The sequence below is a fragment of the Thalassolituus sp. ST750PaO-4 genome (assembly GCF_020320405.1).
In the GTDB taxonomy this organism is placed as follows: Bacteria; Pseudomonadota; Gammaproteobacteria; order Pseudomonadales; family Oceanobacteraceae; genus Venatoribacter; species Venatoribacter alkanivorans.
The window spans coordinates 602,294-618,733 of record NZ_JABVCB010000013.1 but is presented as its reverse complement, the minus strand read 5'-3'; the positions used below and the strand labels follow the sequence as shown (position 1 = coordinate 618,733).

The 16,440-nt window shown below is 50.7% G+C and carries 9 protein-coding genes; 3 read left to right on the top strand and 6 right to left on the bottom strand.

What is annotated here, in order from left to right:
• Positions 1-517: 517 nt before the first annotated feature.
• From HUF18_RS18285 to HUF18_RS18275, 3 genes are all read right to left on the bottom strand, one after another.
• On the bottom strand, positions 518-2,944 hold the full coding sequence (locus HUF18_RS18285; RefSeq protein ID WP_225693290.1) for a xylulose 5-phosphate 3-epimerase: 2,427 nt from the start codon (positions 2,942-2,944) through the stop codon (positions 518-520).
• Entirely contained in the window at positions 2,941-3,888 is a 948-nt protein-coding gene (locus HUF18_RS18280) for a ribose-phosphate pyrophosphokinase (RefSeq protein WP_145466074.1), read from the bottom strand. Before HUF18_RS18280 ends, HUF18_RS18285 begins: the two co-directional genes overlap by 4 nt.
• 70 nt (positions 3,889-3,958) lie before the next feature.
• Positions 3,959-5,476, bottom strand: a complete 1,518-nt coding sequence (locus HUF18_RS18275) for a thymidine phosphorylase family protein (RefSeq protein ID WP_225693289.1) — start codon at positions 5,474-5,476, stop codon at positions 3,959-3,961.
• 228 nt (positions 5,477-5,704) lie between these two features.
• On the opposite strand from HUF18_RS18275, the gene HUF18_RS18270 reads away from it, so the two are divergent.
• From HUF18_RS18270 to HUF18_RS18260, 3 genes are all read left to right on the top strand, one after another.
• Positions 5,705-7,075 (top strand): MBL fold metallo-hydrolase, encoded by a 1,371-nt coding sequence (locus tag HUF18_RS18270; protein ID WP_145466078.1) that lies wholly within the window; start codon positions 5,705-5,707, stop codon positions 7,073-7,075.
• Positions 7,076-7,194: 119 nt separating this feature from the next.
• The gene (locus HUF18_RS18265) at positions 7,195-8,037 is read left to right on the top strand and encodes a PhzF family phenazine biosynthesis protein (RefSeq protein ID WP_225693288.1); all 843 of its coding nucleotides are present in this window, start codon (positions 7,195-7,197) and stop codon (positions 8,035-8,037) included.
• A gap of 194 nt (positions 8,038-8,231) precedes the next feature.
• Positions 8,232-8,630 (top strand): hypothetical protein, encoded by a 399-nt coding sequence (locus tag HUF18_RS18260; protein ID WP_225693287.1) that lies wholly within the window; start codon positions 8,232-8,234, stop codon positions 8,628-8,630.
• Positions 8,631-8,649: 19 nt separating this feature from the next.
• Here the strand turns inward: HUF18_RS18260 and HUF18_RS18255 are convergent, their stop codons facing one another.
• From HUF18_RS18255 to pnp, 3 genes are all read right to left on the bottom strand, one after another.
• Positions 8,650-12,477, bottom strand: coding sequence for a hypothetical protein (locus tag HUF18_RS18255; RefSeq protein ID WP_225693286.1), 3,828 nt, complete (start codon positions 12,475-12,477; stop codon positions 8,650-8,652).
• 60 nt (positions 12,478-12,537) lie between these two features.
• Positions 12,538-13,764: a hypothetical protein gene (locus tag HUF18_RS18250; RefSeq protein ID WP_225693285.1), complete on the bottom strand. Its 1,227-nt coding sequence runs from the start codon at positions 13,762-13,764 to the stop codon at positions 12,538-12,540.
• Positions 13,765-14,231: 467 nt separating this feature from the next.
• Positions 14,232-16,340: a polyribonucleotide nucleotidyltransferase gene (gene pnp, locus HUF18_RS18245; protein WP_145466091.1), complete on the bottom strand. Its 2,109-nt coding sequence runs from the start codon at positions 16,338-16,340 to the stop codon at positions 14,232-14,234.
• Positions 16,341-16,440: the final 100 nt, after the last annotated feature.

Sequence of the window (16,440 nt, the reverse complement as noted above, 5' to 3'; positions counted from 1 at the left end):
TCCGCATCCCTGCGGACAGACCAGACATATCCGCGGTTTCTGCGGCGGCCCCAGAGGCGCAGAAAACCATCACCGCACTGCCGCGTTTCAGATCAAACGTATTCGTTTAAATATCATGTCGCAAACACGGTTTTCGTTGAAATATGGCTGAGCGGATTGCTTAAACCGGCGATCGTGCGGCGCCAGACAACCAGATGATTCTGCGGCCTTCAGAGCAAAACCCTGCCCCGGAACGATACAAATTATTGGTATTTTAAAACGTCGTTCCGGGGTGAATTGTTTTGCGTGCCGCATAATCATTGCAGTTGGCTGGATGAAGCCGGACGCGCCGAAAAGAGAGGATCGTAAGGAGATACCTCTCCTTACAGGGGGCCAGGGGCGGAGCCCCGGAAAGGCGCTTCCGATTGAAAACAGTAATCGATGAAGCTTCAGCCTGGAGTGATACCATGACACTCCAAACGGTGGGACAAAAGGGAAACCATGCTTCCCTTTTGCCCCACCAAATCCGTAGGAATGTTTACGGATACGGATGCTTAATCACATCGTACGGATCACCTTCGCCGCGAATAGCGGCCCACTCTTCTGCACTTAACCACTCCAGCGGATCACGCTGACTCAGCCTGGCCAGCGCTGCCAGGGCATCGGCCCAGGTGCAGCGGTTGGCAAACAGCAGTCCTTCGGTATCCAGCGTGCCGCCCTGATTAACATAACCCAGTGCAACGGTGCGCTGCGGTCCCAGATCCAGCATACGGCAATGCCCCAGAATAACTTCCGGACGGGTATGCACCATAAACACCCGCTGCTGTACCCGCGCCGGGAATAATGAATCCAGCACCTGCGGGTCAGCCTGAATATTCTGTTCAAATTCATCACGCGCAATACGGAAGCGGCCCGGCTCCAGCAGATAAATCAGCGAGTGAGCCACGCCTTTTTCTTTTAACCGGTCAGACGCTTTTAATGCCTGCTGTAACTGGAATGCACCACAGGCCACCAGCTGCAGATCTGAAGCACAATTTCCACGCACACAGATGGCTCCGTCCTGTACCAGAGCAGCGGCCTGTTTGCCATCAAACACGGCTGGCATGGTGGATTTGGGAACTACCAGATTCCAGATAGTACCCAGATCGCCATAGCAGGCTTTTAAACAGGCCATCGCAGAATTACCGTCGGCCGGGAAAACCACACGCGCCATGTCGGCCATTTCACCCAAGAGGCTTTCGGCCAGGCTAGGGTCCTGATGGCTTTGTTCGTTTTTACCGTTTTCCCAGACGTGCGACGTCGAAATAACCGGAATACCCAACCACGAAGCGGGCTCATCCGCTTCTTTCTGATGACGGGAAAAAATAATACTCTGACGTAAGGCACCCAGCATTTTGGTGGCAAAGGCTTCGTAAGAAACCACCATATTCAGACCCGACTGATTGGCCAGACAGGCACTGACCACGGCCTCTTCATTGAGTGCGGTAATAACACAACCGTCGACCGCTTCGGCGACGCCTTCTTCCGGATCGGTGACGCGGTGTTTTAATAAATCCAGCGTCTGGTTCATACGGTTGGAACGCAATTCATCCGGATTTCCGACACGCACCCGTAAGTGCGGATTCACTTCCACCAGATCGACAAAGTAATTATCGATGGCAGCCATTGGTGCCAGTGATTCTTTTAACCAGTGCGGGTCATGGCGGTTAATGGTTACGGCAACCGGTTGCAGCGGTGTTTTTGGCTGGGTTAATTCGGCCACCGCAGCACGCCATTGATTTTCTTCCTGCCACAATGCTTTGGCACCACGATGGAAAAAATTCAGTGCTTCGTTATCACGACGCGGATTGCTGCCCAATGGTAAACCGTGGGCGGCATTGGTTCCGGCTCCGGGAAAACCGTAGCCTTTAATAGTTTCGGCAATACAATAAGGCAGAGGCAGCGGATAGCTCGCGGCACCACTGGCAACGGTAGCAGCAGCATGGCTTAAATGCTGTTCCATAAAATAAATGGCACAGACAAAGGCAGCCGGATCGCGGCCATCAATAATAAAAGGCGCAAATCCCTGATTACTCAGGTGCTCCATAAACCAGGCACTGCCGCCCTGCTGCGCCACCGTTGTGCGCTGATCAATACGGCGGCCATTGGCGATCATCACCGGGCTAACCAGACCGCTGTCTTCCGCCCGCCACCAGCGTGCCGCCCAGTCGCTGCCGCGCTGTTCTTCAAAGGCACCGTCACTTAAAAAAGCGACCAGACGCTCGCCCGGTAATGGCTGATGCACATACTGCAAACCGGCAAAACCTAAATAACCACCTTCGATTTTTGCCCCGGCAGTATTAACGTTAACGTGGCTGCCCAGTGGTGATAATGGCTTGCCATCGGCGCGTACACGGTAATTATAAAAATCCTGTGCGAAACGGCTTAAGCCTTCATCGGTTAACGGATATTGTTTTTTCCGTTCCGGCAAGGCAGTACCGGATAACAACTGCACGGCATCAATGGCCGCGACACAGTGACCCTGCCCCATCAGCCAGTCACGGTGCTGACCGGTTAAACTGTTAACAGCCAGCAACGCAGCATAAGCCGGAACCATATTCAGCGAGCCACCGGTATGTCCTTGCGGATCACGTTTAAAATCATCGGCGGTTAAGTCACGGCCGTCGAGAAAAACATGTTTGGCGTAGGTCATATGCACAACCAGCCACATTGCCTGATTGGTCAGCTGATCAAGAGCCGTCAGTTTGCGGTAGCATTCTGCTTTATGTTCAATCAGACCGGCTTCCAGCAGGGTGGTCGCCAGCTCAAATACCTGTAACTGGGTAGCTGCGGTATGTTTAATAACACCACACCCGGCGGCCCAGGCGGCAAAGTCTTTATCGTATTCACGATGACTGCGTGCTTCCGCTTCGATTTCCTGAGTTTTATAGCGTTCACTCAGTTTCTGATACAGATTCAGACTCATAATGTCTCTCCTGAAGCAGCCGCAACAGTCAGCATATTCTGAATGGCCGGCACGAGTAACGGGCTGATATCAATGCCGTTGGTCGCATGAGGAATGCAGTTGCAGGTAACAATGCCGGCGATAGGACCGGCGCGCATTTCTTCATCGGCCGACGGAACACCAGGCCCGCCTTCGGCAAACACCGCATGCACGCCAATGCACAGTGGCTTATTCAATCCCTGCGCAATCAGTTCATCGGCGGTACGCAGCATGGTACGACCGGTTGAAATAATATCGTCCACCAGAACCGGCTGATGACCGGCATAGGTTTGTACATCCGGTATATGAATGGCGACATCACGGTCACCACTGCGGGTTTTACGCAGTACCAGATAATCACATCCGGCTATATGGGCAACGTCTTTTGCCCATTGCTCACTCTCTTCATCCGGGCCGATCACCAGTGGTTTATTCACATTCTGTTTCAGGTACTGGCCGATGCTGTCGGTGGCATGCAGGGCCTGCGCCGGAATGGAATAAATTTCACTCAGGCTGTGGTAACGATGCAGATGCGGATCAATGGTAATTAAGTAATCAAAATTCTGATTAATAAGCTCAGCAAAGTATTTTGAAGTTAAACACTCACCCGGCTGAAAGCGGATATCCTGACGCATATAAGCGAGATAAGGCGCTACCAGACCAATTCGGCGCGCGCCGAATTCGCGCAGATGGCGTGCCATAAACCACAGCGCCAGAGCCTTATCGCTGGGCTGGTGCAGCTGACAAAGTACGATAACATCGTCACCCTGAATAATATCCGGCAAATTAAAATAGAGTTCACCATCGGGAAAATGCCGGCTTTCCAGAGCCAGCAGCCGGGTTTCTGTACCTGCCTTGCTGAGTTGTTGCGCCAGCGACTCCGCCAGCGACTCATGCCCGTCAAGGCAGAGGAGATGTGTTGTCATAATATTTCTGCCTGTCGTTTTATTATCAGGAAACCGGTGAACGCTGAGGTTCTCCGGCTCCTTTGTTTTTTTAAACCATTTGCTCTTCGATGCGGATAACATCGGTATGGCCATCAAGAAAATCCAGCGCATACGCCAGCTCACCCGGCGCCTCTGCATGCAGGGTAAATAACGGTGCTCCGGCTTCCACCTCATCACCCAGCGTCACATGCAATTCAATACCAGCGGCCTTGGCATTCGGTGCTCCGGCAAGGGATGCCAGACGGGCAATAAAGCGGTTATTGAAGTAGGCAACCACACCGCTGTTCGGGGCGCGGATACAATGGGTAAATTCGGCGACCGGCGGTTCGCTGAAACCGCCCTGCGCCATACAGATGGCTTCGAACTTTTTCATCGCACTGCCATCCAGCAGCGTGCGTTGCGCCAGAGCATAGCCCTGACCGGTAGCGGCTTTTTCGCCCATTTCCAGCAGAATACCGGCCAGTTGCAGGGATTTTTCCCGTAGGTCCTGCGGTGCATGGCCGTCATTGCGCAGCACCTGCAGAATATCCCGCGCTTCCAGCGCAGGACCTATACCACGACCAATAGGCTGATTACCGTCGGTAATAACCGTGCGCACATCCAGTCCCAGTGCTGCGCCGGTTTTTTCCAGCAATTGCTTTAGAGTCTGCGCCATGGATTGCGAACGCACCTTGGCGGTTGGGCCAACAGGAATGTCGATCAGCACCTGTCTGGAACCCGCTGCGACTTTCTTGGAAATTACTGAAGCCACCAGCTGGCCTTCGCTGTCGAGGTCCAGTGCCCGCTCTACGCGGATAACAATATCGTCGGTCGGGCTGAGGCTGACCGAACCGCCCCATGCCAGACAGCCACCCTCCTGCTCAACCACTTCACGCATATGCCCGAAGCTCATCGCTACCGTGGTCATGCTCTCCATGGTGTCGGCGGTTCCTGCCGGTGAAGTAATGGCACGGCTGGAGGTTTTTGGCATCAGCAGCCCATTGGCAGCCACAATGGCGACTACAATCGGCGTGGTACGGTTACCTGGCAGACCGCCCACACAATGTTTATCCATCACTTTGTCGGATGACCAGTCAAAGCGCTGGCCACTGCCAACCATTGCGCGGGTAATGGCAATGGTTTCATCAAGGTCAAGGCGGTCGCCGGCGCAGGCGGTAACAAAGGCTGACAGCTGAATATCGCTGTAGTGGCCGGCTTTGATATCTTCGATAATGGCTTTTGCAGACTCGGCATTGAAGCGCTGACCGTAGAGTTTCCCGCGTACAAAAGACATAGACTCGACCGGACGGGCATGATGAAAGCGCGCCGGCACGCCATCGGCAGGGCAATCCAGCCGGTGCCATGCGGCTTCCGACAGGCCGGCTTCTTCGTGGGATAATAAATCGCTGCACACCAGAACCAGAGTGGCGATAACGCTCTGTTCGCCACAGTGCACTTCTACCCGGCTATGCGCATAAAATCCCTCTGAAATTGCCACCTGACAATCCTGGCGCATATAAACCACCGGCTCCTGATGCGTGTTAATTCCGAGCCGTCGCAGATGTAAGAAGTCGAGCTGAGTATCCATAAATACACCCTATTTAGCAGTATGCAGTGTAGGCCCGTGCGCAGCCCATCACCTTGCGGTAAATCAACGATTGCTCTGACAGCGTTTCCCATGCTTCGTTGTATCTGCCAGAATGATTTTTCACTTCACTCATGATAAAGGAAACACTGAGAAATTCGTGGGTAAAAAACCGTCCTGCGGTGCCTTGCCTGTTAAAGAATGACCTCGTGTTCCGCAAGGAATATCCCTATGCAGAGTCCGTTTCAGGTTCAGTTTATCGGCGCTACCGGTACCGTTACCGGTTCCAAGTATCTGGTTAAATATGATCGCTACAAAATTCTGATCGACTGCGGTTTATTTCAGGGAATAAAAAATGTCCGCCGCCGTAACTGGAATGAGCTGCCTTTTCCGGCCGACCAGGTTGATGCCGTATTACTTACCCATGCTCATATCGATCACTCCGGTTTTTTACCGGCATTGATGAAGCGCGGTTTTCACGGCCCGGTTTATTCATCCGAAGCTACTCATGCACTCTGCAAAGTACTGCTTCCGGATGCCGGTTTTCTGCAGGAAGAAGATGCGCGTTATGCCAACAAAAAGAAATTTTCAAAGCATGATCCGGCAGAACCGCTTTACACCGAAGAAGACGCACGCAAAGTTCTGAAGCAATTTAAAGATGTTCCTCAGGGAGAAACCCTGACTCTTCCCGGCGGTATGACCGCACAGTTTATTCCCGCCGGACACATTCTTGGCGCGACCTCTATCCGTCTGGAATTTCAGGGAAAAAGCATTACCTTTACCGGTGATGTTGGTCGCAGTAACGATGCCATTATGTATCCGCCACAGCCACTTCCGGCCACCGATTATCTGGTGGTGGAATCAACCTATGGCGACCGCCGCCACGAAGAGATTGATGCCGAGGAAGCCATTGCCGACGTGATTAACCGCACCTATAAGCGCGGCGGTATTGTATTAATGCCGGCTTTTGCCGTCGGACGTGCGCAGCTGGTTTTACATTACCTGCAGCGCCTGCGTGATCAGCAACGTATTCCATCATTGCCGGTGTATCTGAACAGCCCGATGGCAATCCGTGCGACCTCTATTTTCTTCAGCCATCACGATCTGCATAAACTGACAGAAGACGACTGCAGCCGTATGGATGATATGACCATCTATGTAAAAACCACCGAAGAATCCATCGCTCTGGTGGAAAAGAAAACACCGGCCATTATTATTTCCGCCAGCGGTATGGCCAGCGGTGGGCGTGTTCTTCACCATCTGAAGGCTCTGGTATCTGATCCGCGTAACAGTATTCTGTTTCTTGGTTATCAGGCAGCCGGTACCCGTGGCGACAGTCTGACCAAGGGGGCGGACCATATTAAAATTCATGGCCAGTACTGTCAGGTTCAGGCTGAGATAGCCAACCTCCAGGCTTTATCCAGCCATGGGGATTATGTGGAAATATCGGACTGGCTGAAGAAAATGCCCGGCAAACCACGCAAAGTCTTTATTACTCACGGTGAAAGCTGTGCCGCCGACGCCATGCGCCGGCATTTAAAAGACGAGTTTAACTGGGAGGTGGAAGTACCTGAATATCTGGATATTGCCTTGCTGGATTAATCCCTGATAAAGCAGCCGGGAAAACCGGCTGCTTGCCATTATTTTATAGCAACTTGTCTCTCCCATATCGCTGATACGCCTGTTACTATCGGTAATACACACATCGCCGGTAAGCCTCCATGCGTTATTCTGTTTACAAAATTGATGCCTTTATCCGCCAATCTGTTAACGGTTTCAGTGGCAACCCTGCCGCCATCGTACCGCTGGAAGAGTGGCTGAATGAGGAGCAGATGCAGGCCATTGCGGCCGAAAACAATCTGTCTGAAACCGCCTTCTTCGTTAAAAACAGCGACGGTATTTACCATATTCGCTGGTTCACTCCGACGACAGAAGTGGATCTTTGTGGACATGCGACACTGGCGGCCGCCTGGGTTATCCGTAATGAACTGCAGGATTTGCGCGAGATTATCCCATTCTCGACTCAGGAAGCCGGCAATCTGACCGTGCGCGCACTGCGCAGTAATGGCGGCGACAATACTATGCTACAGCTGGATTTTCCGGCGCGCCCGGGAGAGATGATTAACAATCCGCTGCTGCAGCAACAGCTGGAACAAGCCCTTGGTCAGAAGGTGGTCGCCATCTGTAATGCCCGCGATATGTTGGTTGAGCTGGAAAGTGAGCAGGCTCTGCGCAACTGCCGCCCCAACCAGGCACTGCTCAGCCAGTTAGAAACCTTTGCCGTCATGATAACCGCCCGCAGTGACAGCGAAGGCTATGATTTTGTCAGCCGCTTCTTCGCTCCGCGTCAGGGTCTGGATGAAGATCCGGTAACCGGTTCGTCGTTCTGTACACTGACCCCTTACTGGAGCGAAAAACTGGGCAAAACCCAGCTCAACGGCTGGCAGTGCTCGGCCCGTGGCGGAGATGCCATGCTACAGCTGGAACACGATCGGGTGCTGATTGCCGGACGTTGCTTTGCCTATATGAAAGGTGAGTTCTGCCTGCCGGGTGAAACCGCCTGAGGCGATAAAAGAACGGGTTAATGACGCTTTTATAAGGTGATAATCCGGCATATTTTTGTCACGATCCGGTAGCGCTACGCTCACTGGGGATCGTGACAGGATATTCCGCCGATTAAATCAGCCACACATCTGACGCTGCATAAATCTGCCGCTATAGTAGCTCTTACGCGCTCAGAATCTGTGAGATTTCCTGCATGAACATCCTGCCTTCATCCGGCTTAACTGGCTATAACAGCAGCCCTGTCAGTCCGCTGAAAGCTTCTGGCACTTCTGCACCTGCCCTGGCGAAAAAGCCGGACAGCCTGGCAGCGGAGACTGTTGAAAAGACAGCACGAATTAACAGCCGGGATGACAGTCAGCGTTCCCGTACTCAGGCTGACAGCAATCCGCTTAACCCCGCCGCTGAAGCAGCAGCAACAACTACAGCAACAGCGGAATATCTGCCTGTACGTGACGACAACAGCGAGAGTCCCGGCATCAGCACACGCAGTCTGGTCAGTGATCCGCAGCGTCCCGAAATACAGGCATTCCTGAATACCTCAGCAAGCGACGGCACATCCCGTCGCGGTCGCTTTATTGATATTCAGGCCTGAACTGAGCCCCGTAAAGAACTCAGCTTTCTGATTTAGGCCTGCCCTTAGCCAGAGCCTCAGCTGTACGCCCGCCCTCTATAATGGTTGCTCCTTTTGAGATAATGGTTGAGGTCGTTTGCAGACCAACCGCCACTGCCGTCATAACAGCTCCGGAAATAACCTCACCTTTTATCAGATTACTGGCAATGATCACACAGATCGTTGCCGCGATAGAAATCAGGCTGCCAACACCCGAAGCAGCTTCAAGGCCAATTCCCCACAAATGCTCATCGTTGCCATTGTTACCATGGGAAATCGCATGCTCGACGATGTTATAGACAGCGTATCCCAGCAAGCCAACACCGGCGATAATCGATAATACATTCAGTATCGTATTTACAACGTAGCCTGGTATTTTGAGTATTATTTTGACGACAACACCGATAATAGCGATCAGCATTGCAACGGCGATAATGGCAAATATCAATATTACCAGACCAGTATTTTTAGCCTTCTCATCCGCATTTAAAGACTCGCCAGATGGAATACGTATTCCCTCATATATTTCATAAAACAGCGTAACAATTTTCTGTGTAAGAACGAGCAATACCGGTATCAGTGTCATAATCATAACAACGACTCCTGCCGGACCGGAACTTGTGGTGGTAATCTCTGCAACCGTTGCAACAGGCTGGGCCGTCATTCCAACCAGAATACCGGCAAGTGCAGCAATAATAGTCAGTGCGGCCATTATCTCCAAAAAACCATAGATATTCTTAAAACTGTCCGAAGGATCTGTGGATTCATCAGAAACAGCGGCAGCACCAAGCGATCTGTGTTTAACTTTCTTCCTGGGTCCCCCGACTGAAGAAAAATCCATTACCGCAGGAAGGTTATCGACCCACGGTATATATTCCTCGTTCATTTCGGATGTCACAATTGCTTTTCCTGAAACAATTTTCCAGATAGCAGTACCGATAAAAGCAAATGGTAAGGTAATAATGTCAAAATAAGAAAGCTTCCGTTCATTATCGCCAGACCAAAGCTGGACCAGCGTATTCAGAACCGGAATATCAATTTTACTTTCAAATGCTTCAAACAAACGGGAAAGAAGAATATCAATCAGTTTAACAGCCGCTTCAAGAACGTCTCCTGCAAGCTTAGCGATCGTTTTTATAACACCTTTTAATAACCGGATAATCTCCAGTGGCATGGAACTCAGCTTTTCAAGAAACGAGCTGTCCGAGCTGAGTTTATCGCCGATATCACGAATCACTCCAGCCACATCTTTTTCATAGTTTGAGCGGAGTTTCTTCAGTAAATTATTGATTACATCCGCTTCAGTTTTCTCTGCACTGACATCAGGACTCGCTTCATCAAACTTACCCTGATTTCCGCCCATAACATCACTACCCGCTCTGTTGGTTTTAACCAGAGCTGAAGGTGCCGGAATATCAACCCCGCCAAAAGACATCCCCTGTTCTGCACTTGCTGAGCGTACATTTTTTGCTTTTTGCGACTGATCGATCAATGAATCAAGGTGTTCATCAATAATATCAATATGCCTTTGATACTCCGAGTTCATCCTCGTCCCAAGCTTCACAAGATTGGAAGAAGTTGTCATGAATCCGGATTTGATAGTACTTTGTAAAGCATCGTTGGCAGCAAAGACGTCTTTGCCACCAAAAACAAAACTGACGGCATCAAGGATTTTTTTCCCTATATCCTTTACCACGTCGCCCAGTTTTTCGAACACCTCTGAGAGAAAGTCTGCCAGCGCTTCAAAACCATCAACGATGCTGTCAAACACACTGTTGGTAAATTTCAGGATTTCATTACCGGTCTGAATCAGGAATTCAACACTGGCATCAAAAACCCGAACCACCATTTGCTTAATATCATTAAATCCCTGGCGGATATGATTCAGGATATCTCCGGCAAACCCTTCCAGTGGAGCAGCACTCAGTGTATTCCCAACTGAGGTTTCATCGACAAACAAACCATTCCCCTGAGAGCTGAGCCGATACTGTTTCCGCAGCGTTCCGTCACAGTTCACTCCCCGCTTCGACTTACTGGCTGCATCACCATAGCTCTTAATCAGTTGATTAACCGCTGTGCGGTGCTCCGCCGGAGCAAGCTCGGCGATACTTTTACTGACATTAAAGCCTTTGGCATTACCGGCAAGGCGTTCACTGAGACGGCCATTAGGATAAACCCTGATGGCCGCAGCATCCGCCGTATTCACGGTAAATACCGGCGCTTTTAAACCATCAGCCGGAATAACGCCGCGGATACGACCATAACCATTACTGGTAAGAGTTAACGGCAGTCTTGGTCCCACGCGATAGGTCACACCATCGATATACAGCAGACAAGGGGTATCGCTGGTTAATGTAATTTCCCGGTGTGGACAGGGAATAAAGTTCGCATCTGTAACCTCAATATCAACGACATGCGCATTTATCGGGGTTACTCCGGCTAAATCGGAGGTGGCTACCGCAAGCTCATTGGTCGTCCAGCTGTAAGTCTGGGGATGCTGACGCTTGAACTCTATTTTTCCGGCCTGCGGCGAAACCTGAAACAGCTCCGCACCGTCAGGCATAATTCTCGGACAGGCGATGTCGCTGACCTGATCACCCAGACATACCCAGGAGCTCTGAGACGCATGGGCATCCAGACGTAACAGCCACAGCGTATTCTGACCTGCCGGTGTTGCAAAAATGGCAAGGCTCGCATCAGTGCTCCCCGGGTGTCCTACGACACCGATACTTAAGCGGTCAATGTCAGCGGGGCCTGCCTCCTGCAGAAGCGAACGATAACCCGGCTGGGCTGAGTGAATATTTTCCAGAATCCCCAGATCACCAGAAGGCTGATGAACCAGCAGGGCATCCTCAGGTCCGGCAGGAGCGGAAAAAATTCTGGCTGAAGATAAATCGACACCCTGACTGTCAACCAGTACAGAACCACGATCAAAACTTAAACGTGGCTGCGCATAAAAGCGGCTGACAGGTAATACTCTGGTAGTGTGGAATTCAATTTTCCCGTTACGCAACCGCAGCAATGTGTAGCGGTTTTCATCACTATCAGCTTCACCGTCCAATGGTGTTGCCAGCTGATAGATACTGGCATTTTCAATACCATCCCAATTCGGAATTTCATGATCGCTGTCGTGCAGGGTATCAAAGGCAATATCCTGATGAGTGATTGCCGACAGATCAGCCGGTTTCCGCGGAATAATCATGAAGAATTCTTCTTCTCCGCGCGCTAACTCCGGATCGCCAAATCCGCGGGTGACGCCGTACATAACGTGCTGGCCGTCATTGCGGCGATGAATGGACAGCTGACGAACCGAGGACAGTACGGAACGTGCATCATCTCCTCTGTGATCCCATTTTTTTTCTTGCCAGACGGGCCGGCCATTCTCCATAACCGACCAAAGGATTTTAACGCTGTAGCTGTTCTGCGATGACGGTGACTGATACTGAACAAATAAATAGGTAATGCCATTCTGATGAAAACCGCTCAGCTCACGCACACCGCTGAGCAGCTTTTCTTTACTGCCCGGATCATAAACATCTTCCAGCGGAGTTTCTTCATGTGACCAGCCTGAGGCGCTGGTTTCATCTTCAAAGTAATGCATCAGAATAGTCTGAGTGGCATTTTTTAAATCCGGATGAGGCTGCTGGCGTACACCGATAAGATCGGTTTTATGGCGAGTGTCATTATCCTGAGAACGGTGAATAGCAATAAGCTTATTACGCGAGTCGGCAGCTACCGGAGTCCGCTTGATAGCAAGATGCTCCATCATGGTATCGACGCTGGCATTAATAGATAGCGGTAATTTATAAACTGAATGTGCGGGATTCATAGGCTTGGCTCCTTGCAGGGGCCTGCTACAACAGGCCCTGATTATGTGGGTAATGTCCGTTTATTCCTGAACCTTGCAAAACTTAAGCTGTACATAAGAGAAAATCATCGACGCGTATTCGGTCTTTCCTTCTACTTTCGAAGAGCCTTTGCTCAGTCCCTTCAAATGATCTTTGTAGGGCAGAAAAGTCGAGGTATCCATATCCCAGGTATTCAGGGAAACAGGAATATCAACTCGGTGGAAATGCTCTGGCTTTCCTTCTGACTTTAATGGCTCAGCTCCGAATGCTGTGCCACTTAAAGGTTTTTCTGAACCCGGCTTTTGCTCAGGCAATCCGACAAGAAAACGACCGGCGGAAGACGCGACATTGTATAGTCCCGTTGGGCAGGAAAAGCTCTTTGAAAATACCCCCATACCGGCCGGAAGTTCAGCCACATTAACGGTATTGCTTTCTTTATGACAGGGACGCAGATAGACATAAGGCATCAGAATTTCAAACGATTTTGCGGGAACATCAGTGCGGACCGCATCATCGCTCAGGCGCTCAATTTCCCGCAGAGATGACTTGGCCACATCGGTTTTATGAAAGGGGTTTAAAAAATAAGGATCATCCGTGTGGTTAACTTCCAGGCTGATGTTGTTTTCTTTACCCGGCATATTAAAAAATAATTTATGCGCATGGTTAACCCAGTTCGGGTCTTCATCAACCACAGCAGCAACACTGGTTGCCACTGCATCCCTTGGCAAGGGCAACGCAGTACGTCCTTTATTGCCAATCAAAGGTTCATACAGTGCCCAGCCTGTAGGACAAGAGCCGCCGGTAAACCACTGCACGGTATTGCGCGGGAGGAAAATACTCTGCGATGGTTCTCCGGTTTTGGGAACGTCTTCCTGACAAATAAGGTACTGAATATAGGGCATCGCACCGTCAGAGGTATCACTCCAGCCATTAACATTAACGCTACTGTTGTCTACCCTCGCGTGGGGACCACTGATTAAACCCAGCCCTTCTCTTGCCAGGGGGAGATCAGCCTGTATTTTATGACGATGAAGGGGGGCTTTGGCGTCAGCAATAGCATCACCTTTGCGGGTTCCGATCAGTTTTGTATTGTCGGTGCCACGAATCAGATAGCCTTTGGCTGGTTTATATTCACTCCAACCAGCAGGACAGACTTCAGATTCAACAGGAAAAAATGCGACCATCCGTGCGTCACTGGCATTAGCCGACGCGATAACCGGATTAATAAAGAAAAGTACAGTCAGTATTCCTGGCAGGATATATTTCATTTACAGCTCCATTTGTAATCCTTTACGGTAAAAACCATAAAGAGGTAACCACGGGGCTTTAGAAATACACCAATATCGCTCCCCTAACATCCTCCAAAAGGATGGAGCGATTGATCATTTAAAGACAATGACAATGAACATTATCTATCCGGGTCAGTGAGCGGATTTTCAGTCTATAAATATCAGAAATATGGCTTAGATTCTGAGTGATAATCGGAAGTGCTGAAGCAGTAGGATCGCATATATTCTTTATAAAGATTAAGGCACAAGACCTCATATAAAAGGGAATTAACAGACTCACAGTTAATAAGCACAGACCATGAAATTGCTACTTATTTCATAAAATATAAGTGCTATTGAAGAAATCGTGACAGAACATAAATAGAAAACAGTTATATCTACGGATAAATGTCCACAAAAAAACCGCCGCGGCTTGCACCGGGGCGGTTTTTTTAACTCAGAAAGAATTAAGCAGGCTGCTCAATACCTTTCATGGTCAGCTTGATACGGCCTTTAGGATCAACATCGGCAACGTGTACGTTAACGATCTGACCTTCGGTCAGGAAGTCAGACACGTTCTCTACGCGATCTTCGCTGATCTGGGAGATATGCAGCAGACCATCTTTACCAGGCAGAACGGTAATGAAGGCACCGAAATCAACGATCTTGCTGACTTTACCGGTGTAGGTGGTACCTACTTCGATTTCAGCAGTGATGGCTTCGATCATTTGACGGGCAGCATCAGACGCTTCTTTGCCAGCAGCGAAGATCTTGATTTCGCCGTTGTCGTTGATGTCGATAGACGCACCGGTCTTCTCGGTGATATCACGGATAGTCGCGCCACCTTTACCAATCACGTCACGGATCTTGTCAGACGGGATCTTCATGGTAGACATGGTCGGAGCATTTTCCGCCAGTTCTTTACGTGGCTCAGCAATCACGGTGTTCATCTGCTCAAGGATGGTAAAGCGCGCAGCTTTGGCCTTCTCCAGAGCGATTTCCATGATTTCTTCGGTGATACCTTCGATCTTGATATCCATCTGCAGAGCAGTGATACCTTCGTCAGTACCGGCCACTTTAAAGTCCATATCGCCGAGGTGATCTTCGTCACCCAGGATATCGGTCAGAACGGCAAACTTGTCGCCTTCTTTAATCAGACCCATGGCGATACCGGCAACAGGCGCCTTGATCGGTACACCGGCGTCCATCAGAGACAGAGAGGCACCACACACAGAAGCCATGGAAGAAGAACCATTGGATTCCGTGATTTCCGATACCACACGAATGGTGTACGGGAATTCATCATGGCTTGGCATCATCGCCTGGATACCACGACGGGCTAAACGGCCATGACCGATTTCACGACGGCCAGGAGCGCCCAGACGGCCAGCTTCACCCACAGAGTATGGAGGGAAGTTGTACTGGAACAGGAACGGATCGTCTTTCGCACCGTGCAGGAAGTCGATCATCTGCGCATCACGGGTTGAACCCAGAGTGGTGACAACGATGGCCTGAGTTTCACCACGGGTGAAGATGGCTGAACCGTGGGTGGTTTTCAGCACACCGGTTTCAATGGTCAGCGGGCGCACGGTGTCGTTATCACGACCGTCGATACGCGGCTGGCCTTCGATCACGCGGTTACGCACCACTTCGTACTTCAGCTCGCCAACCATTTCAGCGATTTCGTCAGCGGAGAAACCTTCTTCGCCTTCACCAGCAGCCAGTTTTTCAACGGCGGCTTTTTTCACTTCGTCCAGACGGGCGTAACGGGCCATTTTGTCGGAGATGGTGTAAGCCTCACCGATACCAGCGGCGGCTTCGGCTTTAACCGCTTCGTACAGTGCGGTGTTTTTGGCTTCTGCAGTCCAGTCCCACTTCTGTACACCCAGCTCTTCAACCCACTCGTTGATGGCAGTGATGGCAGACTGGAAACCGGTGTGGGCGAACAATACCGCACCCAGCATTTCGTCTTCGGTCAGTTCCTGAGCTTCGGATTCAACCATCAGCACAGCGTCTTTGGTACCGGCCACAACCATGTCCAGCAGGGAATCCTGCATCTGGGTTTGGGTTGGGTTCAGCATGTAGCCGTCTTCTTCAGTGAAGCCAACGCGGGCACCACCGATAGGGCCATTGAACGGCACACCGGATACTGCCAGAGCAGCAGAGGTGGCGATCATGGCGCAGATATCCGGGTCCACTTCTTTTTCAGAAGACATAACGGTCAGGATAACCTGAACTTCGTTCATGAAACCTTCCGGGAACAGCGGACGGATAGGACGGTCAATCAGACGGGAAGTCAGGGTTTCTTTTTCTGAAGGGCGGCTTTCGCGCTTCAGGAAGCCACCAGGAATACGGCCGGCGGCGTACATTTTTTCCTGATAGTGAACAGACAGCGGGAAGAAATCCTGGCCTGGTTTAGTGCTTTTGGCAGCAACAACAGTGGCCAGCACCTGGGTTTTACCCATGGTTGCCAGTACTGCGCCATCGGCCTGACGGGCTACACGGCCGGTTTCCAGGGTGATGGTGTCGTTACCGAACTGAAAGGTTTTGGTCTTAGCAACAGGTTTTGTGCTCATGTATTCGTATTTCCTTAAATTTACCGATAAACCTGCTGACTGCCGGTACTTCTAAATATTAACTCTGCTCTGACAGACGCTGTCTTGCCGGAGCAGAACG